Below are 22,771 nucleotides of genomic sequence, written 5' to 3'. Positions count from 1 at the left end.
CACGGTGAAAATCAGAACACCATTCATCCTGTTCATGCTTCCCTTGCTGGCAGTGCTGGTGCTGCTGGGAAGCGTTCTGTACCAGATCCGGGAAAACCAGATCAAGGTCGAGGAACGTACCGAGCAGCGACAGCGCATCCATTGCCTGGCCGAAGAGTTGCGCTACACGACCGATGAATTGGGCCGGATGGCGCATTCCTTCGTTGCGACGGGCGACGAGCGCTTCAGCAGGATATACCTGGAAATCCTGGATATTCGCGACGGCAAGGCACCGCGTCCGTTGGCGTACGGACCGGACTACTGGTACAAGCGCTTGGCTGGCGAACAGGTCGGGGAAAAAGGCGAAGCGGTTTCCGTGTATGACCTGATGCGTCGAGAAGGCGTGGCAGAGGAAGACATTCGCTGGCTGATCCAGGCGTTTACACGTGCCAATACCCTTTCCGGCATCGAAAAGGAAGCGCTGGCTGCGATGCGGGGCGTGTTTTTCGATTACAGCGGCCAGCACAGCCGGGCTGGCAAGCCCGACCCTGACTATGCCCGCGAGCTGCTCCACAGTATGGCGTACATGCGGGAAAAAGCGCAGGCGATGGAAGCCACGCTGCAATTCCAGACCAGAATTACCGGGATGATGCGGCGTGATATTGATCGGCTGACCTCGCGCCAGCAGGAATTGCTGCAGTTCGCCGCCGGGCTTTCCGTGGCCCTGTTTGCAGGGTTCTGCGTTCTCTTGTTCTCTACCTGGCGGCGTCTGGTCAAACCGCTTGCCCACCTGAGTGCGCAGACCCAAGGCATGGCCAAAGGCGATTTTGCCGTTCATGACGGGCCGACGAGCTTTGAGGAAGTCCAGCAACTGTCCGAGGCCTTCAACGACATGGCCGTGACGCTGGGGCAGAACATGCAGTCGTTGCGCGACCTGATCGAGCATCTTCCCATTCCGATGCTGGTGGCCGAAGGCAAGGATGACGATTATGTGCGGGTCAGCTATTTCAACGAGGAATTCCGCAAGCTGTTCGGCGATTTTCCCGACGACATCACCGCCATGTTCCAGGGGTGGAGCATGGCGTATCGTCCGGCCGAAATTCGCTGGCCCTGCAAATCGGGCGAGCTGCGCTCGTTCGAGGTCTACATCAACACGGTTGATTCCCTGCATCTCGTGGTATTCGTCGATCTCACCGAACGTTATGCGGCGGAAGAGCAGATACGGGAATTGGGTGAGCTTAACCTGCGCGTGATCGACAGCACACCGTCCGGCATCGTGGTCTGTGGCGCGAGCGGGGAAACGGTCATGGCCAACCAGGCTGCCGCCGCCATCCTGGGTACTCGCACCGAGCAATTGATCGGTTTCAATCTGCTTGATAATCAGGTGACCCGGCAAAGCGGCATTGCGGCGCTGGGGCTGGAAACGCTGCAAACCGGACAGCGCAACCATTTTGAAGACCGGATCACGACGTCATTCGGCCGCGATATCTGGATCTCGGTGGACTTCACCCGCATCCGCATGCGCGGCGAAAACCTGGTGTTGGGCGTCATCAGCGATCTGACCCCCTTCAAGGAAGTCGAGGAAACACTCAAGGAAGCCAAGCGTGCAGCCGAAAGCGCCAGTCGTTCCAAGAGTGATTTCCTGGCCAACATGAGCCACGAGATCCGCACGCCGATGAATGCGGTCATCGGTCTGGCACAATTGGCGCTGACCACGGAATTGACACCGAAGCTGCGCGATTACCTGGAAAAAATCCATTTTTCATCCAAATCGTTGCTGGGCATCCTCAACGACATTCTTGATTACTCCAAGATCGAGGCCGGTCGGCTGGATGTCGAAGAAGTGGAATTCAGTCTTGATGAAGTCCTGCAAAGCACCGGCAACCTCTTCCTGACGAGTGCGGAAGAGAAGGGCATCGAAGTGGTCTATGCCGTCGATCCTTCGATTCCCCAGGTACTGGTCGGTGATCCGCTGCGGCTGGGGCAGGTGTTGAACAACCTGATCGGCAATGCGATCAAGTTCACCGAGGGCGGTGTAATCACGGTTTCCATGCGGGTCAAGTCCCGCACGGAAGGCCGGGTTGAACTTGAATTCAGCGTGGCCGATACCGGTATCGGCATGACGGCGGAACAGCTTGGCCGCCTGTTCGCGCCGTTCACGCAGGCCGATGCTTCGACCACGCGCCGTTATGGCGGGACGGGGCTGGGGCTGGCCATTTGCCGGCGCCTCGTCGAATTGATGGGCGGGAACATTGTTGCGGAAAGTGTCGCGGGGAAAGGCAGCGTGTTCCGTTTCACCGTTTCTTGCGGTGCGCCTGCCATGAGCTGCAACGTTCCGCCACTGGATCATCTGCGCGTGCTGGTGGTCGACGATCTCGAATCTTCCCGTACAGCGCTGAGCCGGATACTCAAATCGTGGTCTTACACGGTCACGGAAGCCGATTCGGCGGAGACGGCGCTGGCAATACTCAAGGACAATCCTGCCGGTTTCGATGTGGCCCTGATCGACTGGCAAATGCCGGGGGCGGACGGACTCGAGCTGGCCGCCCACATCCGCGACAAGGCATACATGAGCTCGGGCGCGAGCGGAATGCTGCTGATGATCATGGTGACTGCGCATGCCAGGGAGGAGTTGGAGGCTGCGGCCCGCCAGCATGGGGTTTCATCCGTGCTGACCAAGCCGGTTACGCCGTCCGATCTGTTCGATGCCCTGGCTGCGCTGGTGGCGAACAACGAGGGGCAAGCCGCCTTGCTGCGCAAATACCAGCCGGTTCGTACCCGGAAGCTCGCCGGTGCGCGCGTGTTGCTGGTCGAAGACAACATCATCAACCAGCAGGTGGCGCGCGAATTTCTCACGCTGGCCGGCTTGGAGGTGATGTGTGCCAGTAACGGGCAAGAAGCGATTGAACTGCTGGAGCAGGAAAAATTCGACGCGGTGCTGATGGATCTGCACATGCCGCAGATGGGCGGTTTGGAGGCGACGCGCCATATCCGCAGCCAGGCGTGCTGGAGCAATCTGCCAATCATTGCCATGACTGCGGCGGCAATGGCGCAGGACCGCGAGGCCTGTCTCGCGGCGGGAATGAACGATTTCGTCGCCAAGCCGATCGAACCGGAAAAACTGCTGCTTACCTTGCAGCGCTGGGTAGGAAACGAAGTTAACAAGACCATGCCCGCAGGCAAGCCGGGAAAGGAGCCTTTCCCGGAATTGCCCGGCTTCGAACTGAGGCGCGTTCAGCGCATGCTGGGGGGCGATTTTTCCGCCTTCCGCCGCTTGCTGGCGTATTTTCAGCGCGATTTCTGCGCGCTCGAAGCCAACCTGAAACAGGCCATTGCCGATGGAGACTGGGAATCGGCCAGCTCAATGGTGCATGCCGTCAAGGGCGCTTCCGGCAATATCGGTGCGGAAACGCTCTATCAGTCGGCGCGCTTGCTGGAAAATGAGCTGCGTGCGCACGGCGATCTGCCGTCGCTGGAAGAGTTCCTGCAGGCTTTGCGGACCGCGCTGCAGGTTGCGGTCGAGTATCGCCGGGAAGAGTTGCCGATGCCGGCCGGAGAATCGCATCCCGATGCGCAGCGCGATCTGATCCGCCAGCTGGGCGAGCTTCTGGAAGGGCAGGAACTGGTTCCCGAAGACATGGTCCGTGAAGTCACCCGCCAGTTCGCTTCATCGACAGCGCTCGTCGAGCGCCTGTTGAAAACGCTGGACGAGTACGATTATGCCGCAGCCAAGCTCGCATGGAAGGAGCTGGCCGAACAGGCGACAATCGACAAGAAGGAGGAGGCGCCATGACTGAAAGCACAGAGAAGCCGATCGTGCTGATCGTCGATGATGTGGCGGCCAATATCCAGATTCTGGCCGAAGCGCTCAAGGCCGAATGCCGTATCCGCATCGCCAATAACGGCGAAGACGCACTGCGGGTCGCGATGCGCCCGCCGTTCCCGGACCTGATCCTGCTCGACGTGATGATGCCGGGAATGGATGGCTACGAGGTTTGCCGCAGGCTCAAGGACACTGCCGCCACGCAGGATATCCCGGTCATTTTCGTGACCGCGCGCGACGATGCCGAAGACGAAGAAAGAGGCTTGCAGGTCGGCGCGGTGGATTACATCGCCAAGCCTTACCGCTTGCCCATCGTCAAGGCTAGGGTGCGCAACCATCTGCAGCTCAAGCACAAGTCCGACCTGCTGGAAAAACTGGCGATGATCGACGGCCTGACCGGCATTCCCAACCGCAGGCAATTCGATCAGCGCATGGAGGCTGAGTGGCGGCGCGCCGTGCGGGACAAGCACTCCCTGGCGCTGGTAATGGGCGACGTGGACCATTTCAAGCTCTACAACGACCACTACGGGCACGGTGCGGGCGATGCCTGTCTGCGTGCGGTGGCGCGGACCATGTTCAACGCCCTGTCGCGCCCTGGCGACATGGTCGCGCGCTACGGCGGCGAAGAGTTCGTGGTCTTGCTGCCCGATACCAATCTCGACGGCGCGCACAAGGTCGCCGAACGCATGCGCCTGGCGATACAGGGGCTGGATATTCCGCATCTGCATGCTGGCATGATGGTGGTGACGATGAGCCTGGGGTATGCGGCCTGCCAGCCCGGTGAGGATGCCGTGCAGTCCCCCAGCCAATTGCTGGACTGTGTGGACGACGGGCTTTACAAGGCCAAGCGCAGCGGGCGAAACCAGGTGGCGACGATCATGGAGGATCAATCATGATCGGCTCGGTTTGCATTGTCGTCAGAAAATGCCTGGCTGGAGTGCTTCTTGTGCTGGGGATGCTGTCGGTGCCAGGCGGCGCGGCTTTGGCCGAGCCGCTGGTCGAGATCAAAACGATCTCGCAGGAAGGTTTTTCCGCCAAATTCAATCCCGAGAACGAACAGCGCCCCGGCATCATGATCGAGGTGTTCCGTGCCATCGAGCGGATCGATCCCGGCGTGAAGTTTGTCGGCTATGAAGCCAAAGGCGCGACGGCGCGCGTGGAAGAAGAACTGCAGACGGGCGAGATAGACGTTTTCTTTGGTCTGGCCAAGACACCCCTGCGCGCGACCCGATATCTTTATGTCGAGCCGCCTCTTTACATTACTCGCAGCATTCTGGCAGCCAGGGCGGACGACCCCGTGCAGATCATGGGTTGGGACGATGTTCGCGCACTGGGCGAAAAAGGCATCGTTCTGGTGGTCAGGGGCACGTCGCATGCGCAGTACCTGTGGACGCAGGGTGGTTTGCTCATCGACGACCAGGCCGTGACGACACCCTCCAATCTCAGGAAACTGCTGGCAGGGCGCGGCCGATTCTTCTTTGGTTCGGATGTCAACGTGGCCGAAGAAATCGAAACCCTGAAGGTGGCGACTCAGGTCAGGATATTGCCGGTGCGCTTCTGGGAAACGGGCATCTACGCCGTGTTTTCCAAAAAAGCATCGCCGGCCATGGTAAAGCGCGTTGGCGATGCCATCCGGAAACTCGACCGTTCCGGCGAGCTGAAGAAGATCCGGGCGCGGTATCTTATGGATTGAACTGAGTGACCTGTACGCGCAGCGATTCCCGCCGATGCTGTTCTCCGCCGTAGCGGATGGCCAGATACTCGTTGGTGATGGCGTCGATCTGCAGTGCGAGATGGGGCAGGGCGTTGCTGGCGCGCCGGGCAAAATCGAGCGGGCCTTCCTGCGGCATTCTTACCACGCCGCGCCGCGCGAGCTTGCGGCAGAAGCGCTGGTAATGGCGCGCAGCCGGATCGGCTAGCTTCAGGCGCCGGGGCCGGAGGATGACGAATGCAAAGCCGCCCAGAATCAGGGCGACGCCCCCCAGTAGCCAGCCCAGATAGCGGGCGCTCAGAAAATCGCCGATTCCCAGTCGTTGCAGGAAATCACGCTGGCGGCGTGCGTCGAAGCCGATCACCCATTGGTTCCAGTCGTTGACCAGCACGTCGAGTTGCAGGTGCAACAACCTGACCCAGTTGTCGTCGCCGCGCAGCATCCAGGGCAGGCTGTCGCCCTGCGGAATGCTGCGCGCAAGGCCACTTTCGATGCGCGCGGGCGCGGCTGCGGCGGTGGGGTCAATACGCTGCCAGCCCAAGCCATCCAGCCAGACTTCGGTCCACGCATGCGCATCGGCCTGACGCACGATCAGATAGCGGCCTGCGGTGTTGTATTCCCCGCCCTGATAGCCGGTGACCACACGCGCCGGCACGCCGGCCGCGCGCATCAGGAAGGTGAATGCACCGGCAAAGTGTTCGCAGAATCCCTGCCGGGTGTCGAAGAGGAATTCGTCGATCGAGTGAGCGGAGCGTAGCAGCGGTGGTTCCAGCGTGTAGACGAAACCGTTGCTGCGCAGATAGGCCACGGCGGCGCGGACCCGTTCTTCGGCTGGCAAGGCTTGCCACTGCGCCGCCAGCGCGCGGGTGCGCGGGTTGCCTGCCGCGGGCAATTGCCGGGCGAGGGCCAGTCCCGGATCGCTGTCGATGCGCCAGGTCAGACTGGAAGCGAGCGTATAGCGCTGGCGCAGCATGACCGGGGCTGCGGACATGACTTGCAAGCGGCCACTGATCTGGGCGCTTTCCGGCAGGACGGTCGGCATGTCGAGCGCCAGCAGCCAGCGCTGCTGGTGGGGTTCCAGCGTGATGTGGTAGCGCAGGCTTGGCCCCTGCGGTGCAATGCGTGGCGGCACGTAGAAACGTTGCGGCGGCAGCCAGCGTCGTCCGTCGAAATAATCGAAAACCGGGCCGCGCCAGTAAAGAACGGAGCGAGGGGGCGGTTGATCGTCGAATTCGACCCGGAATGCCACGCTGTCATCCAGCGCCAGTTGGCTGACCTGCCCCGGCTCCATGCGGTCGGAAGAAAGGCCGGTGCGCGCACCGCGCTCCACTGGTATGTGCCAGAGCGGCCCCGGCAGGCGGGGGAAAAGCACGAACAACAGGATCGCAAGCGGTACGGCTTCGAGCAGCATTCTTCCTGCGAGCCGGGTTTGCTGCAGCGGCGCGCCCTGTGGTCGTTCCAATTGCAGAGCCGCCAGGGTGATTGCCACGGTATCGAGCATCACCAGTCCGAACATGGCGGGCGACTGCGAATGCAGGAAGGCGGTCCCGGTACAAAAGTAGGCCAGCATGACCACAATATGCGAATCGCGTGTTTTTCCCTGTGCTTCGAAGAGCTTGAGGGTGACGAGGCTCGCGAGCAGGGCCATGCCGCCGTCGCGCCCGATCAGCGAGCGGTGTGCCTGAAAAACCAGCACGATCAGTACGACGGTCAGCGCCAGCAGCAGCCAGCGTGGCAACGCCCGCGTTTCGGTGAGCGATTGCACGGCGCGCAACGCCAGCAGGGCAGCCAAGAGCGCCATCAGCCAGAGCGGCTGGGCGGCAAGGTGCGGGGCGAGCGCCAGCGCGACGGCACCGGTCAGTAGCAGGGCGTTGCGCTGCTCCGTCTTCATGCACCGCTCCCTTCCGCCGGAAACAGCGCCAATGCCGCCAGACAGGCCGCCCGATGCGCCGCGCCGTGATCCAGCGGGCGGGAAAAACCGGGGATGACCAGCGCATAGCGGTGGCCCTCTGCCTCGGCGCGCAGAATCCAGGCCGCAAGGCGCGACAGCCGGGCTTCGGTGTCGAGGCCGGCGAGCATCTCCCAGTCGAGCAATACCTGGCTTGCCAGCGGCGACTGGAAGGTCTTGGCCAGCAAAGTGTCGGTGCGCGCGGCCTGCCGCCAGGCGATGCGGCTCGGGGCATCGCCGGGGTGGTATTCGCGCAGGCCGGCAAAATCGTCGTCGCCTTGCCCGGCTTGCAGGCCACCGCCCCCGCTGCGCGCACCGAACGGCAAGGGCGGCGGGTTGGCTTCCGGGCGCGGGTAAACCAGGCATTCGCTGACCAGCGTGAGGTAGGACCAGGCGACGAACCAGCCGGTCGGGGCGCGGCATTCGATCCGGCTGCGCGGCAAGGTGAGCCGACCACGCCGGGGAGCGGCGACGGCAATGGCCGCGCGTGCCTCACCGCGTTGCGGAACGTCGCAGCGGGTCGCGCTGCCGTCCGGCGAGAGCAGCGTGATTCCCGTCCGCTCGCGGCCCTTCTTTTCGCTCAAAGCCAGCGGGAACTGTGCGGCTTCGCCGGCAAAGACGGCTTCTGCCGGGCGGGCGGCGATTTCCAGCCCCAGCAGGGCTGCATAGGTGCGCAACAGCGCGGAGTGGGCGATGCCGGCGAGCAGGAAGGTGAAGAAGAATCCCAGGCTCAACTGGTAGTTGATCGCTCCCACCAGCGAGATGAGCAGCAACAGTCCCAGCCCCAGTCCGCGCCTGGTCGGCACGATGTAGATGCGCTTGTGGACCAGCGCGAGCGATCCGCTGGCTGGCGGATGGCGGCGGGCGATGAAGGTTTGCCAGCGCTGGCCGAGGAGGTTCATGGAATCGCGATGGCGGCAAGAAGACGGAGCACCGCAGCATGATCCGGTCGGCCACTCGCGCGCTGCACGAGACGGTGGCCGGCTACGCCCGGAAAGATGGTCTGTACGTCTTCGGGGATGACCATGTTGCGGCCGATGAGCCAGGCATGGGCGCGGCTGGCCTGGATCAGGCCGAGCGCCGCGCGCGGCGACAGGCCGCAGGCAAACGACGGATCGTTGCGCGTGGCGGCAACCAGGGCTTGAACATAATCGACGAGTGCCGGGCTGATATGGACTTGCTCGACCTCGGCCTGTGCCGCAAGCAATTCCGCGATGCCGAGAACGGGCTCCTGGGTGGACAAGAGACTGCGCCGATCCTGCCCGAGCAGCAGTTCGCGCTCCGCGCGCTCGTCGGGATAACCAAGCTCAAGGCGCATCAGGAAGCGGTCGAGCTGCGATTCGGGCAGCGGAAACGCGCCTATCTGCTGCAGGGGGTTCTGGGTGGCGATCACGTAGAACGGGCGCGGCAGCGGGTGGCTTTCTCCATCGACGGTAACCTGGTGTTCGGCCATGGCTTCCAGTAGCGCCGACTGGGTCTTGGGCGTGGCACGGTTGATTTCGTCGGCGAGCAATACCTGCGCAAAGATCGGGCCGGGATGGAAACGGAAGCGCCCGTCCTGCCGGTCGTAGATCGAAACGCCGGTGATGTCGGCCGGCAGCAGGTCGCTGGTGAACTGTACGCGCTGGAACTTGAGCCCGAGCACGCGCGCGAGCGCATGCGCCAGCGTGGTCTTGCCCACGCCCGGCAAGTCCTCGATCAGCAGGTGCCCGCGCGCCAAAAGGCAGGAGAGCGCCAGACGCAGGGCATCCTGCTTGCCGAGGATGATGCTGTCGAGTCGTTGCAGGGCTTCAAGAAAACGGGGCAGGAGTGCGGAATTCATGTCTGGCAGTCCGGAAAAGTATGCATCAAGTTTAGACTTTGATAGCGGTCGTTGGTCGTAAAAAAAGCGCGGAAAAGTTCCGCGCCTTGGTCGTTCTGTTCGACAACAATCAGCCGATGAACTTGGTCCCCAGCCAGAAGAAGCCGGCCGCCAGAGCCATGGCTGCGGGCATGGTCAGTATCCAGGCAATCAGGATATGGCGCACGGTACCGCCTTGCAGGCCGCTCTTGTTGGCAACCATGGTGCCAGCGACCCCTGATGAGAGTACGTGTGTGGTCGATACCGGCAGGCCGAGGAAGGTGGCGAGGCCAATGGCGATGGTCGCGGTGATCTGGGCGCAGGCGCCCTGGGCGTAGGTCATGCCTTTCTGGCCGATCTTCTCGCCTACGGTTTCAACCACGCGCCGCCAGCCGATCATGGTGCCGATGCCGAGTGCCAGTGCCACCGCGACGATAACCCAGCGCGGAGCATACTCGGTCGTTGCAGTCAGATCCTTGCGCAGGATTTTCAGGTCGTCCTTTTCCGATTTGGTAATGCCGGGAAGGTTGGAGACCTTCTTGGCCGTGTCGTCCAGGCATAGCAGCATACGCCGCACCCTGCGCCGGGTTTCCACTTCCATCGGACCGTATGCCTTGACACCATCCAGCGTCGTTACCAGTTCGGCAATCGCCGGCATGGTGGTATCCGGTTCGCATTTGAACTGCTGGGGCAGGGTATGGTTGGGAACCTTGCCGATAGTCATGTAGTGCTGCAGGCGATCCTGATTGCGCTCGTAGAAACGCTGCATGTTGATGGCTGCATCGCGAGTGCGCAGGATTTCGTAGGAGGTTGCGTCGAGATCCAGTACGAACTTGCCCGGCACGATACCGATCAGGACCAGCATGATCATGCCGATGCCCTTCTGCCCGTCGTTGGAGCCGTGAAAAAAGCTGACGCCCATGGCAGAGGCAATCAGGCCGAGACGAGTCCAGAACGGCGGATGTTTCTTGCCGTCGATGCTCTGGCGCTCTGCCGGCGTTTTGTGCATGCGCGAATCGGCGCGGTAGCGCTTGGCCAGCAGCAGTAGCCCGGCGGCGATCAGGAAGCCAACCGTTGGTGAAACCAGCAGTGACAGCATGATGTCCAGCGCTTTTTTCCAGTTCACGCCGGCCGAGATCGAATTGTGGTGAATCCAGGCGTTAGCCAGCCCCACGCCGAGGATCGAGCCGATCAGGGTGTGGGAACTGGAGGCCGGCAAGCCCAGATACCAGGTTCCCAGGTTCCACAGGATGGCTGCGGCGAGCAGTGAAAACACCATGACCATGCCTTGGGCTGAAGCGATGTTGAGCAGCAGGTCGACCGGAAGCAGGTGCACGATGGCATAGGCCACGCCCAGCCCGCCGAGCAGCACACCGGCAAAATTGAAAACACCCGATGCCATCACTGCCAGATGCGGCGGCATGGCTTTGGTGTAAATGACGGTGGCAACGGCGTTGGCGGTGTCGTGGAAGCCGTTGATGAATTCAAAGGCCAGTACAAAAGCCAGTGCAAAAAACAGACTGATGCCGATACTGAAATCGAGACCGGAAAAAAGGTTGATCATGAGTCGTTCGATGGTGAATCGTAAACCGCGAATTATCCCAGAAATGAGCAGCGTGCGTTTGTGTTGTTGCACGGATTTGGTGTTATTTCTTCGCTGGAAGGGGGGCGAGGCTATAAATAATTACAGGCTGCGATCTGGATGTTTGCGGCCCCTCCCAATGAAGTTGGCATCTTTGTCATGAAGGTGAAAGACATGAGTGAGAAAACATTGTGCGCCATGCTGGGCAAAGGGGGCTTGGGCAGGGATGACCTCAAAAAATACATGAAACTGGTCGATCGCCCTGAATACGTTTGCGAGAAATGCGGCCGTGCGGCCAACGAAAAAAAGAGGTTGTGCCGTCCGGTCAAAATCGGTGACAAGTAGGTTCTCGGTAATTCCAGTGCGCGCAGGGTATGATGCGGTCAATCGCCTGAACAAAAAAGGAAGCATCATGGCCAAAGGGTTTTCTGCTGCAACGCTTGCCCCCCTGACTGAAAACGAACTTGACGATCTGGCCGCATTTCTTGAATCGGACGCCGTTCCCGAGGAGTGCATGGATGTCTCCATGCTGCACGGCTATCTGACTGCGCTGTTGATTGGCCCGGTTTTGCCCGAAGCGGATGAATGGCTGCCGCAGGTCTGGGGCGAAGGCGGCGAGCGTCCAAAGTTCGCATCGCCTGCCGAAGCTGCGCACATTGAGGATTTGATCGTGCGCCTTTTCAACCAGCTTTCCGATGAGCTGGCCGCAGAGCCACCCGCGTTTACGCCCCTGGTCTATGTAGACGAAGAGCGCAACCTCGATATCGTCCAGCCATGGTGCTATGGCTTGAGCCTGGGTATCGCGCTACGGGAAAAAGACTGGGAGCCGTTGTTCGGAGATGAAACGGCGGAACAGCTTCTGGCCCCGGTGATCGATTGTGCTGACGAAATGGCGCGCGAAGAGCTGGAAGCCGAAGGTGAAGATTTGGCGCAATTCGAGCATGAAGTCGCTGCATTGCTGCCGGAAATCATCCCGCAAGTGCGTAGTTGGTGGCTGGCGCGGGAAAAGCCGGTGCGTGCACCGGGACGGCGGCGCTGATTGGAATCGGGAACAAAAAAACGTTGACGAAGTCTTGTTGTTGTTCGGGGCGGCCACAGGCGGCCCCGAATGCTTGTATAACCCTGTATAATCATTCACCTTTTTATTTCTGGTTTTGCTCATGAAATCCGCTCCCCGTGCCCGTCGCCCGCAACCCGAGATCCGCGAACAGAGGACTGCGCGCAATGACGTGGCCAGCCTGCGCGCCGGAAAGCCGCAACCTGGCGGCAGAAGGCGCAAGGAGAATCTGGATGCGACCGATGAATGGCAAACCCGCCCTCCGAAGACGGCGGTCAAGGCACCCGATCAGGGGCGCAGCCAGGGCGGTGCAACAAGCGAAGGCAGGCGTGAAAAACGTCGCGACCCCGATCCTGCTGCGCGCGCCAAGCGTTTGAAGGTGCGTGCCGGCTCGCAGAAAGAGGTTGCGATCCAGAAGCAGTTGCGTGACAAACGGCTTCCGGCGGAACAGCTCAATGCAGAGCGCTTGCAGAAAGCGCTGGCTTTTACCGGCTACGGTTCGCGTCGCGACATGGAAGAAGCCATCGAGGCCGGACGTGTTTCGGTCAACGGCAAGGTAGCCAAGCTGGGCGACAAGGTCCACCCCGGCGACGAGGTGCGCTTCGACAACAAGCGCGTCAACATCAAGTGGCAGGATCGCCTGCCGCGTATCGTGATCTACCACAAGCAGGAAGGCGAGCTTGTCAGTCGCGACGACCCGGAAGGCCGCACCACGGTGTTCGACCGCCTGCCCAAGATCGACAACAGCAAGTGGATCGCCATCGGCCGGCTGGATTTCAACACCAGCGGCTTGCTGATCTTCACCACCTCCGGCGATCTGGCCAACAAGATGATGCACCCGCGTTTCGAAGTCGAGCGCGAATATGCCGTGCGTGTGCTTGGTGAATTGACTGATGAGCAGAAAAAAGAACTGCTCAAGGGTATCGAGCTGGATGACGGTCCTGCGCGTTTCGACCGCTTGGCCGATGGCGGCGGCGAGGGACAGAACCACTGGTACCACGTGATCCTGCGCGAAGGCCGCAACCGCGAAGTGCGCCGCATGTTCGAATACTACGGCATGACCGTCAGCCGGCTGATGCGGGTACGTTTTGGCGCCCTCAGCCTGCCGCCGCGTCTGAAGCGCGGCCAGTTTTACGAACTGAACGAGACGGAAGTGCTGGGCGTGATGAAATGGGCGGGCCTGCGCATGAACGGGCAGGAAAAAACCGCGGTCAAGCGTGCGCAATTCCAAGAGTGATTTTTTTGCCGTATGAACAAGGCCTTTACCAAAGAATCCGAGCAGGATGAGGACGATCTGCCGGCGGAACTCAAGGTTCCCGCCGGCAGCAAGAACTACATGACGCCGGGCGGACACCGGCGCATGCGTGAAGAGTTGTACCGGCTGGTACACAAGGAGCGGCCCGAGCTGGCGCAGATCGTCAATTGGGCGGCCTCCAACGGCGACCGTTCGGAAAACGGCGATTACCTGTACGGCAAGCGCCGCCTGCGCGAGATCGACCGCCGCATCCGCTTTTTGACCAAACGCCTGGAAAATGCCGAGGTGGTCGACCCGGAAGCGCGCGAAGCGACCGACCAGGTTTTTTTCAGCGCGACGGTAACCTATGCCCGTGAAGACGGGCGCGAGGAAACCGTGAGCATTGTCGGTGTCGATGAAACCGATCTGGCCCGCAACCATGTGAGCTGGACCTCACCCGTGGCACGCGCCCTGTTCAAGGCGCGCGAAGGTGATGTTGTGCTGTTGCGCACCCCGGGCGGTATCGAGGAGCTGGAAATTCTCGAAGTCAGCTACGTTTCCCTTGAAAACAACGATTAACTTTTCTGGACCGTTTCATGCGCCAATACCTGGATCTGCTGCAGCATGTTCTCGACCACGGGGCGAAAAAGGAAGACCGCACCGGCACCGGCACGATTTCGGTGTTCGGCGCGCAGATGCGCTTCGATCTGTCGCAGGGCTTCCCTTTGGTTACCACCAAAAAAACGCATCTGAAATCGATCATTTACGAACTCTTGTGGTTCCTGCGCGGCGAAACCAACGTGCGCTGGCTGCAGGAACACGGCGTGACGATCTGGGATGAATGGGCGCGGGAAGGCGGCGAACTGGGACCGGTCTATGGCTATCAGTGGCGCAACTGGCCGACGGCCGACGGTCGCCACATCGACCAGATCGCCGAGGTGGTCAAAACCCTCAAGACCAACCCGGATTCGCGCCGCATCATCGTGAGCGCCTGGAACGTGGGCTGCATCGAAGAGATGGCACTGCCGCCATGTCATGCCTTCTTTCAGTTCTACGTCGCCGATGGCAAGTTGTCTTGCCAGTTGTACCAGCGCAGTGCTGACCTGTTCCTCGGGGTGCCGTTCAATATCGCGTCCTATTCCCTGCTGGTGCTGATGCTGGCGCAGGTCTGCGATCTGGAGCCGGGCGACTTCATCTGGACGGGGGGCGATTGCCATATTTACAGCAACCACATGGAACAGGTGCACACCCAGCTTGCCCGCGAACCGCGTGCCTGGCCGACCATGAAGCTCAACCCGCAGAAAAAAGATATTTTTGCCTTCGAGTACGAAGATTTCATGCTGGAAGGCTACGACCCGCATCCGGGGATCAAGGCACCCGTCGCGATTTGATCACCCATTCCCATCAAGACAGCGGCAAAGGCTTCTGGCATCATACGCCGCTACTATTTCCATGCATTTTCCCCGGCCATGCCGGTGAAAACGATACACAGGCTGGTTTTTGCCAGCCTGCTAAACGAGGAGTTCAGCATCCATGTTTGATTTGGTGCAAAAAAACAAGACTGCAGTGCAGGTCGTTCTCGGCTTGGTTTCTCTGGGCCTGGTCGTGGGGTTTGGCATTGGCGGTTATAGCGCATTCCACGATAGCGAACCCTATCTCGCCAAGGTAGGAAGTACACTCATTACCGAGCGCGAACTGGCAGAGGCGGTTGGCAACCGTAATGTGCCGGACAACATGAAGCCTTCCCTCGTGGCACAGCTCGTTAGCCAGCAACTGCTGCAAGAGGAAGCGCGCGGCCTGCGAATGGTCGCGACCGACGAAAGCCTGCGTGAACTGATCGCTACCATCCCGGCTTTCCAGGTGGATGGCAAGTTCGATCCCAAACGTTACAAGGAGTTGCTGGCCAATCAGCAAATGACACCGGAAATGTTCCAGGCGCGGCTCAAGCAGGATATCGTCGCCCGCCAGTTGATCGGCGGTTTCAGCCAGGCCGCCATCGTTTCCAGTGCAGTGCAGGGGCGTGTGGAAAAGATGCTTGGCGAGCGTCGTGAAGTGCAGCTGGCCTTTCTGGGGGCGGATGCCTTCCTCAAGGGCATGTCCGTGACCGACGAGGAAATCAAGCAGTACTACGACGCCAACCAGTCCGAATTCAAGATGCCGGAAATGGTGAAGCTTGAATATCTCGTCTTGTCCCAGGCTGCGCTGGCTTCCGGGCAGCAGGTCTCCGATGCCGAGATCCAGAAATTCTTCGACGAGAACAAGGAAAAGATCGGCAAGCCGCTCGCTGAAGTCAAATCTCAGATCAAGGATCTGTTGAAGATGCAGAAGTCGCAAGCTGCGTTCCGCGACAAGGCCAGGGAGTTCAACGAAATCGTCTATCAGAAGGCGGATAGTCTCAAGCCGGCAGCGGAAGCCTTCAATCTGCAAATTCTCAAGAGCGACTGGGTGAGCCGCGAGAGCGCCAAGGAACGCGAGCTTTCCAATCCCAAGATTGCCGAAGCCGTATTCTCGGACGATGTGCTGAACAAGAAGCACAACTCCGAAGCAATCGAGGTTAGCCAGGGCGTCATGGTTGCTGCTCGTGTTGTCGAGCACAAGCCGGAACAGGTGCTGCCGCTGGCCGATGTCAGTGCCAAGGTCGCCGACAAGCTGAAGATGGAAAAAGCGGTCAAGAAGGCGCAGGAAGACGGCGTTGCCAAGCTGAAGGCTCTGCAGGAAGGGCAGGGTGTCAATCTGGCTTGGTCGCCGGCCAAGGCGCTGGCGCGTGCCGAAGCGCATGGTCTGGATGACGAACAGATCAAGGCTATCTTCCGGGTTGGTACCGACAAGCTCCCGGGCTATGCCGGTACCGAAGTCAAGGGCAAGGGCTATGTGTTTTTCAAGGTGGCCAAGGTGCTGCCTGCCGATCAACTGCCCGCCGAAGGCAAGTTGCAGATGGCCGATGCGCTGGCCCAGATGTACGGCCAGGTTGCGCTGGATGGCTATCTTGAAGCACTGCGCAAGCAGATCAAGGTCGAATACAAGCTTGCACCGAGCAAGTCCCAGGAAAAATAATCGCTTTTTTGCAGGGAATACGAAAAACGCCGGGTTATCGCCCGGCGTTTTTGCTTTCAGGGCGGGATTTGCCGGATATGGCGTCGCGCTTAATTGTCTTAATATCCGCGATTTTGCCGCAAAAGGGCTTCTATGCAATCCAAGCAACTAACCCGATACATTCTGATAGCCCTGCTTCTTGGTGTGGCGTGTGGTTATTCGGTTCACACATATGGCAGCCCTGCCTTTATCGCCGAATTCACGGGCTACATTTCTTTGCTGTCTGATGTCTTTCTGCGGCTCATCAAGATGATCATCGCGCCACTGGTGTTCAGTACCTTGGTCGTGGGAATCGCGCGCATGGGCGATGTTGCGGTGATCGGCCGCATCGGCGCCAAGACGTTTGGCTGGTTCGTCAGCATGTCGCTGATTTCATTGCTGCTCGGGTTGGTGATGGTCAACCTGCTTCAACCCGGAGTTGGATTGAATCTACCGCTGCCGGATATTGCTGCGTCGAGCGGTATCAGCAAGGGCTCCATGTCGTTAAAAGAGTTCGTCAATCATACGGTTCCGACCAGTTTTTTCGATGCCATGGGGCGCAACGAAATCCTGCAGATCGTGATCTTCTCCCTGTTTTTTGGCGTGGCCGCTGCTGCTTTGGGAAAAAAAGCCGAGCCGCTGGTTTATGACATGGACATGATTGCCCATATCATGCTCAAGGTTACGACCTATGTCATGCGTTTTGCGCCGGTTGCGATTTTTGCCGCTGTGGCGGTGGTTGTCGCGAAAAACGGGTTGGGGGTGCTGCGCACCTATGCCACTTTCATGCTGAGTTTCTATGGTTCGATTCTGCTGTTGTGGCTGGTGATCTTGTTGTGTGGCTCAGTGTTTCTGAAGGGGAGCGTATTGCGGCTGGCTCGTACTTTGCGAGAGCCAATCCTTCTGGCTTTTTCCACGGCAAGTTCTGAAGCTGCTTACCCGAAGACACTGGAGCAACTGGAACGCTTCGGCTGCAATGAGCGGGTCGCCTCGTTTGTGCTGCCCATGGGGTATTCGTTCAATCTTGACGGCTCCATGATGTACTGTACCTTTGCCTCGATCTTTATTGCCCAAGCCTACGGGATCGAACTGAGTCTGGGGCAGGAAATTATGATGCTCCTGATCTTGATGGTGACCTCGAAAGGCATGGCCGGTGTGCCCAGGGCATCGCTGGTCGTGATTGCAGCGACCCTGGCACAGTTCAATATTCCGGAAGCGGGCCTGTTGTTGATTCTCGGTGTAGATCATTTCCTGGATATGGCTCGCTCCGCCACCAATGTACTTGGCAATGCAGTTGCGACAGCAGTGGTTTCCAAGTGGACAGGAAAAATCGATGATTACAAAGTTCCAAATCGTCACGCACACACGACGGAACAACACTGACCGAAGACCGTATCGTTAGCGGCAAATCCCATTTTGTTTTGCTGCAGGATCAGCATGACAGCCAATCAAAGCCCCGGGATACACCGTAATGCAGTTCACTTAAGGATTTTTATGCGCCTGCGGCCCAGGGTTTACAGCCGGTTCCGCCCGGCAGACGGGAAAGGGATTTGTCTCGCCAAATCCCCTTCACCCCTAGGCGAGCCCACTCCGGCGCCCCTGCGGGGTTCCCTGCGATGCTCGCAAGGCGCGGCGGCTGCGCAACTCGGCCTGAGGCCTCAAACAGTGCTCGCCGAATTCCCGCGCCTTACTGTGCTTCTCGGCGCCTTCCAGGGCGGAAGCGTGCTGCATGCAGCGCTGTTCAAGAAAATACCGCTCACTTGGCTAAAGTGAACGACATTACGGGATACACCGGGGCTTTGATTTTCTATTGATAACGCAATGCCTCGATCGGTTTGAGGTTGGCCGCCATGCGGGCCGGATAGAAACCGAAGAAAATGCCGATGGCTGCGGCCACGGCAAAGGCCAGGATGATCGGGCCGGCCGAGATGATGACGGAGAGCCCGGCCAGATGGCTGGCCAGCAGTCCGCCCCCGACTCCGAACAGAACCCCGATCAGGCAGCCGATCAGCGAGATCAGCACCGCTTCGAGCAAGAATTGCCCCAGTACATCGCGCCGCCGCGCCCCGATCGCCATACGGATACCGATTTCCCGGGTACGCTCCGTGACTGAAACCAGCATGATGTTCATGATGCCGATGCCGCCGACCACGAGCGAAACCGAGGCAATTGCGCCCAGCATCAGCGACATGGTGCGTGCCGTATCGGCGGCCGTGTCGGCAAGTGCCGTGAGGTTGCGTACGGTGAAATCGTCGTCTTCCGGACGGTTGATGCGATGGCGTTGGCGCAGCAGATCGTTCATCTGGTTTTCGGCGCGCGCCATCAATTCGGCGGACTTGGCTTCGACCATGATGTAGCGCACGGTGCCGGCAAAGCGCGTGCCGAACAGTTTGCGTTGCGCGGTGGTGACGGGCACCAGTACGGTATCGTCCTGATCGCGGCCGTCCAGGCTTTGTCCTTTGCTGGCAAGTACGCCTATGACGAGGAAGGGGCTGTTGCGGATGCGCATGGTCTTGCCGACCGGATTTTCGTCGCCGAACAGATTCTCGGCGACCGTCTTGCCGATGATGGCAACCCGCGTGGCGCTGCGCAGGTCGAGCTCGGAGAAGGTATCCCCCTCTTTCAGCGGCCAGTCCCGTACCTTGAGAAAGTCCGCCGTAGTGCCCATGACGGTGGTATTCCAGTTGTTGGGGCCATAAACCATCTGGGCTTGGCCGGGGGAAACCGGCGCTACGGCGGCGATCGCCGGCAGTTCCGCCAATGCCTGGGCATCCTGCAGGGTCAGTGTCGGCACGTTGCCCGAGCCGCCGCGTACCCCTCCGGCGACGTTGCTGCCCGAGAGGATGATGAACAGGTTGGCGCCCATCGAGTTGATCGAATCCTGGATGCGTTGCTGGGTACCTTGGCCGATTGAGAGCATCAGGATCACCGCGCCCACCCCGATGACCATGCCGAGCATGGTCAGAAAGGTACGCAGGCGGTTGGCCCCCATGGCGTGCCAGGCTTCTGCAAACATGGCCCATATCATGATGAGACCTCCGCATGTTCGTGCAGCCCCGCTGCGGCCGGCCCGTCGTAGGCAATCTTGCCGTCCACGAGCCTTATCAGGCGCTGGGCGTACGCGGCAATGTCGTGTTCGTGGGTGACCACGACCACGGTGATGCCGTCTTCACGGTTGAGCCGGGTAAAGAAATCCATGATTTCCTGGCTGGTGTGCGTGTCGAGGTTGCCGGTCGGCTCGTCGGCCAGAATCAGGCGCGGATCGCCGACCAGTGAGCGTGCAATGGCGACGCGCTGTTGCTGCCCGCCGGATATCTTGTTGGGATAGGAGCGGACGTGGCTGGCGAGCCCGACCTTGCCCAGCAGGCTTTCGGCCTTGGCGTTCCGTTCATGGCGCGCCACGCCGCGGTAGACCAGCGGCAGGGCGACATTTTCGGTCAGCGTGGCACGCTGCAACAGGTTGAACCCCTGGAAGACGAAGCCGATCACGCGGTTGCGCAAGTTGGCGAGCTGGTCGTGGTCCAGTTCGCTCACGCTGTGACCATTGAGCACATATTCGCCGCTGGTCGGGGTATCGAGGCAGCCGAGAATGTTCATCAGCGTCGATTTGCCCGAGCCGGACGGTCCCATGATGGCAACGAACTCTCCTTCGTGGATCGAGAAGCTGATGCCGCGCAGAACGGTGACCGGTCCGGCGTCGGTGTCGTAGTCCTTGCCCAGATGGGTAATCCGGATGACGTCGGTTGCGGACATCAGAACATCCTCATCGGCGGGCGTTGCTGGTTGGCGGCGCCGGGTTTTTTGGCGGATTCCTGCCAGGTGTCTTCCACGATCAGGCGGTCGCCGGGCTTGAGGTCACCTTCGACGAGCTCGGAAAATTTGCCGTCACCGATGCCCAGCTTGATTCGCACGGCTTTGGGCTGATTATCCTGCAAGACATAGACCGTGTTGCCTCGACCTTCTCCGCGCTGTCCTCCGCCTTGGCGTGCTTCGCTGGCGCGCCCCGAAGCCGGCTTGCCAGCACCGCTGTTTTTGTTGCCGGCTGTTGGGCGGAAGCGCAGGGCCGTGCTGGGGATCAGTACGGTATTGTCCCGCGCGGCGAGATGAATATTGACATAGGCGGTCATGCCGGGCAGCAGGATTTCTTCCGGATTGTCGACCGAAACCACGACGTTGTAGGTCACCACGTTCTGCTGAGTGGTCGGATTGAGGCGAACTTCCTTGACCTCTCCCTTGAACTCGCGCCCTGGAAAGGCGTCGACCCGGAAGGAAACGTTCTGGCCTGCCTTGATCTGGCCGACATCGGCTTCGGCGAAACTCGAATCAATCTGCATCTTGCGCAAATCCTGCGCGATCTTGAATAACGTGGGTGTCTGGAGGCTGGCGGCGACGGTTTGGCCGACGTCGACGTCGCGCGAGATCACGATCCCGGAAACCGGTGAGCGGATCGTGCTGTAGCCGAGGTTGGTGCGATCCTTCTGCACTGCGGCCGTCGTTTGCGCCACAGCGGCCTGCGCGGCTTGCAAGGCTTGGTGCGACTGGTCGTATTCCTGGCGCGAGACGTATTCCTGCTTGAAGAGCTTGTCGATGCGTGCGAAATTGGATTGCGCGAGCGCCAGCGAAGCACGCGCGCTGACCAGATTGGCTTCGCTTTGTCCGAGCTGGGCGCGCAACAGCGAATCGTCGAGCTGGGCCAGAATCTGGTTCTCTTTGACTCTGGCATTGAAGTCGGTATAGAGCGTTTTGACGGTTCCGGAAACCTGCGTGCCGACGCTGACGAGCTTGACCGGGTTCAGGGTGCCGTTGGCCGAGACGGTTTGGGCAACCGGCCCTTGCGTGACTTCGGCGGTCAGGTAACGCTCCCCGGGTTTGGGGGCCTTGGCCTGGCGGTAAAGGGCATACCCGCCGCCCAGCAGTCCGGCGGTCAGCAGCAGGGCGGTCCAGCGATTGAAAAAGAGTTTCTTCGGGATCATGGTGTTGTCCGGACAGTTCTGGATGAGGTAAGAAAATCGGGCTTGAGCTGGCCCAGTGCCTGTGCCAGCGTAAAGCGCGCGATCTGCCAGTTGAGGCGGGCCTGGATTTCCTGGGCTCGGGCATCATCGAGTTTCGATTGGGCGTCAAGCAAATCCAGGAAAGTGCCTACGCCGGCCGAGTAGCGACCGTGGGCCACTGCATGGGCTTGGGTCGCGCTCTTGAGCAAATCCTGGGTGGTTTTCAGGGTCTGGCTGCTGGTATTCAGTGTGTTGTGCGCCTTGACCACGTCCAGCGCGACTTGCTGCGCGAGGTTATCGCGGTCAGCTTCCTTGCCGAGCAGGGTCATTTCCGCAGCCTGGGTGCGGTAGGTCGGCGCAAAACCACTGAAAAGCGGAATGCTGACCTGCACGCCGACCGTGGTGGAATGGCTGTTGCTGCCAGGGTTGTTCTTCGTGATGCCAGGCGTGGCGAACAGCGAAATCGTGGGTTTCTCGTCGGCGCGCGCGGCCTGGACATTGGCGCGAGCTGCCTTGACCTGCGCCTCGGCTGCGGCGAGATCGGGGCGCGACTGGCGCGCAGCGTCAATCAGTTTTTCCACGTTCTGCAGGAAGGAATCGTCTGCCTGCAGAGGGGAGGTGGCGGCCAGACTGAAGGGTGTGGTCGGTACCAACCCCATCGCATTGGCGAGTGTGGCGCGCTGGTTTCGCGCCTCACCCTCTGCCTTGATCCGGTTAAGTTGGGCTTGCGAATACGCGGTCTGGGCTTGCAGCTTGTCGAGCGGGGTGGCCGTTCCGGCAAGATGGCGGGCTGTGGCCGCCTTGAGATTCTGTTCTGCGTTTTGCTCGGCTGCGCGCGTGGCGGCAATCGTCGATTCGCTGCCTTGAACCTGAAAATAGGCTGTGGCCGCGCTCAGGAACACCGATTGCTGGGTCGAATCCAGGCTGCCAAGCGCGGCGTTGAGAACCTGGCGCGCGCTTTCTTCCTTGGCGTCGCGGCTGCCAAAGTCGTAAAGCAGATAACTGAGCGAGGCGCCCGCCGAAAAACCGGTGCTGGTAGTGTTGCTCTGGTTCGAGGCAAATCCGCCCTGGTATTGCCGGTCTGCGGAAAGATTGGCGCTGAGGGTGGGAAGCTGTGCCGCGCGGGCGACGCCGAGTTGGGCGGCTTGCGCCTGCGCTGCAGCCCAGCTTGAACGGGTTTGCGGGTGGCTGCACAGCGCGCGGTTGACGGCATCCGCGAGCGAAAGATTTTCCACCGCACTTTCGTGACAGGCTGGAACGCGACTGCCCAGCATGGCGCGCGATGCCAGCGGATCTGACCAGTCGATGGCCTGTGCCGGTAGCATGCTTGCGAGCAGCAGGGCTGGTAGCAGTCGAGGGATGGCGGTAGGCCGCATGAACTCCTCCGGGATGAATGACTGTTGGGTTAACGAACCAGCGGGGCTTTCGTTGACAACCTGCTGTAAAGATTAGGTTCTGTTGACGTTGGTTACAAATCTGCGCTGGGTCGGAAAAATGCCAGTCACAAGGCATGCGACGCAGACAATAACCGGTT

At 60.3% G+C, this 22,771-nt stretch carries 18 protein-coding genes; 10 read left to right on the top strand and 8 right to left on the bottom strand.

Annotation, left to right across the window (positions count from 1 at the left end; genetic code table 11):
* The first annotated feature begins 4 nt into the window (after positions 1 to 4).
* From BMZ36_RS06340 to BMZ36_RS06330, 3 genes are read left to right on the top strand one after another with little or no spacing between them, the layout of a single operon-like run.
* A complete protein-coding gene (locus BMZ36_RS06340; RefSeq protein WP_143085986.1) occupies positions 5 to 3,772 on the top strand; it encodes a hybrid sensor histidine kinase/response regulator in 3,768 nt (1,255 codons plus the stop codon).
* Positions 3,769 to 4,698: a diguanylate cyclase gene (locus tag BMZ36_RS06335; protein ID WP_091192936.1), complete on the top strand. Its 930-nt coding sequence runs from the start codon at positions 3,769 to 3,771 to the stop codon at positions 4,696 to 4,698. Before BMZ36_RS06340 ends, BMZ36_RS06335 begins: the two co-directional genes overlap by 4 nt.
* The gene (locus BMZ36_RS06330; RefSeq protein ID WP_091192933.1) at positions 4,695 to 5,495 is read left to right on the top strand and encodes a substrate-binding periplasmic protein; all 801 of its coding nucleotides are present in this window, start codon (positions 4,695 to 4,697) and stop codon (positions 5,493 to 5,495) included. Before BMZ36_RS06335 ends, BMZ36_RS06330 begins: the two co-directional genes overlap by 4 nt.
* Here BMZ36_RS06330 and BMZ36_RS06325 read toward each other — a convergent pair.
* The 4 genes from BMZ36_RS06325 to BMZ36_RS06310 form a co-directional block, all read right to left on the bottom strand.
* A complete protein-coding gene (locus tag BMZ36_RS06325; RefSeq protein ID WP_091192928.1) occupies positions 5,485 to 7,404 on the bottom strand; it encodes a transglutaminase TgpA family protein in 1,920 nt (639 codons plus the stop codon). The genes BMZ36_RS06330 and BMZ36_RS06325 overlap by 11 nt on opposite strands.
* On the bottom strand, positions 7,401 to 8,363 hold the full coding sequence (locus BMZ36_RS06320) for a DUF58 domain-containing protein (RefSeq protein WP_091192925.1): 963 nt from the start codon (positions 8,361 to 8,363) through the stop codon (positions 7,401 to 7,403). Before BMZ36_RS06320 ends, BMZ36_RS06325 begins: the two co-directional genes overlap by 4 nt.
* Positions 8,360 to 9,283 carry an AAA family ATPase gene (locus BMZ36_RS06315; protein WP_091192921.1) on the bottom strand — a complete coding sequence of 308 codons (924 nt, stop codon included), beginning with the start codon at positions 9,281 to 9,283 and terminating at the stop codon, positions 8,360 to 8,362. Before BMZ36_RS06315 ends, BMZ36_RS06320 begins: the two co-directional genes overlap by 4 nt.
* A 109-nt stretch (positions 9,284 to 9,392) precedes the next feature.
* The gene (locus BMZ36_RS06310; protein WP_091192916.1) at positions 9,393 to 10,865 is read right to left on the bottom strand and encodes an inorganic phosphate transporter; all 1,473 of its coding nucleotides are present in this window, start codon (positions 10,863 to 10,865) and stop codon (positions 9,393 to 9,395) included.
* 192 nt (positions 10,866 to 11,057) lie between these two features.
* Here BMZ36_RS06310 and BMZ36_RS14510 point away from each other — a divergent pair, with 192 nt between their 5' ends.
* The 7 genes from BMZ36_RS14510 (at position 11,058) to BMZ36_RS06275 (ending at position 17,629) form a co-directional block, all read left to right on the top strand.
* Positions 11,058 to 11,228, top strand: coding sequence for a hypothetical protein (locus BMZ36_RS14510; RefSeq protein ID WP_177187803.1), 171 nt, complete (start codon positions 11,058 to 11,060; stop codon positions 11,226 to 11,228).
* A gap of 67 nt (positions 11,229 to 11,295) precedes the next feature.
* Positions 11,296 to 11,922 (top strand): UPF0149 family protein, encoded by a 627-nt coding sequence (locus tag BMZ36_RS06300; RefSeq protein WP_143085985.1) that lies wholly within the window; start codon positions 11,296 to 11,298, stop codon positions 11,920 to 11,922.
* A gap of 121 nt (positions 11,923 to 12,043) precedes the next feature.
* The gene (gene rluB / locus BMZ36_RS06295; RefSeq protein WP_091192902.1) at positions 12,044 to 13,177 is read left to right on the top strand and encodes a 23S rRNA pseudouridine(2605) synthase RluB; all 1,134 of its coding nucleotides are present in this window, start codon (positions 12,044 to 12,046) and stop codon (positions 13,175 to 13,177) included.
* Positions 13,178 to 13,276: 99 nt separating this feature from the next.
* Positions 13,277 to 13,753: a transcription elongation factor GreB gene (gene greB, locus BMZ36_RS06290; RefSeq protein WP_245747799.1), complete on the top strand. Its 477-nt coding sequence runs from the start codon at positions 13,277 to 13,279 to the stop codon at positions 13,751 to 13,753.
* Between the two features lie 17 nt (positions 13,754 to 13,770).
* Positions 13,771 to 14,565 carry a thymidylate synthase gene (locus BMZ36_RS06285; protein ID WP_091192894.1) on the top strand — a complete coding sequence of 265 codons (795 nt, stop codon included), beginning with the start codon at positions 13,771 to 13,773 and terminating at the stop codon, positions 14,563 to 14,565.
* Positions 14,566 to 14,707: 142 nt separating this feature from the next.
* Positions 14,708 to 16,228, top strand: coding sequence for a SurA N-terminal domain-containing protein (locus tag BMZ36_RS06280; protein WP_091192891.1), 1,521 nt, complete (start codon positions 14,708 to 14,710; stop codon positions 16,226 to 16,228).
* Positions 16,229 to 16,360: 132 nt separating this feature from the next.
* On the top strand, positions 16,361 to 17,629 hold the full coding sequence (locus tag BMZ36_RS06275; protein ID WP_091192886.1) for a dicarboxylate/amino acid:cation symporter: 1,269 nt from the start codon (positions 16,361 to 16,363) through the stop codon (positions 17,627 to 17,629).
* 424 nt (positions 17,630 to 18,053) lie between these two features.
* On the opposite strand, the gene BMZ36_RS06265 is transcribed toward BMZ36_RS06275, so the two are convergent.
* The 4 genes from BMZ36_RS06265 to BMZ36_RS06250 are packed head-to-tail and all read right to left on the bottom strand — an operon-like array spanning position 18,054 to position 22,613.
* Positions 18,054 to 19,274 carry an ABC transporter permease gene (locus BMZ36_RS06265; RefSeq protein WP_091192879.1) on the bottom strand — a complete coding sequence of 407 codons (1,221 nt, stop codon included), beginning with the start codon at positions 19,272 to 19,274 and terminating at the stop codon, positions 18,054 to 18,056.
* Positions 19,271 to 19,999 (bottom strand): ABC transporter ATP-binding protein, encoded by a 729-nt coding sequence (locus tag BMZ36_RS06260; RefSeq protein ID WP_091192876.1) that lies wholly within the window; start codon positions 19,997 to 19,999, stop codon positions 19,271 to 19,273. Before BMZ36_RS06260 ends, BMZ36_RS06265 begins: the two co-directional genes overlap by 4 nt.
* Positions 19,999 to 21,219 (bottom strand): efflux RND transporter periplasmic adaptor subunit, encoded by a 1,221-nt coding sequence (locus tag BMZ36_RS06255; RefSeq protein ID WP_091192873.1) that lies wholly within the window; start codon positions 21,217 to 21,219, stop codon positions 19,999 to 20,001. The genes BMZ36_RS06260 and BMZ36_RS06255 overlap by 1 nt, the downstream gene beginning before the upstream one ends.
* Entirely contained in the window at positions 21,216 to 22,613 is a 1,398-nt protein-coding gene (locus BMZ36_RS06250; protein WP_091192870.1) for a TolC family protein, read from the bottom strand. The genes BMZ36_RS06255 and BMZ36_RS06250 overlap by 4 nt, the downstream gene beginning before the upstream one ends.
* Between the last annotated feature and the right edge of the window lie 158 nt (positions 22,614 to 22,771).

Origin of the sequence: Formivibrio citricus (assembly GCF_900115065.1) — a bacterium.
Taxonomy (GTDB): Bacteria; Pseudomonadota; Gammaproteobacteria; order Burkholderiales; family Chitinibacteraceae; genus Formivibrio; species Formivibrio citricus.
This window is presented reverse-complemented; position numbering and strand designations above follow the sequence as displayed.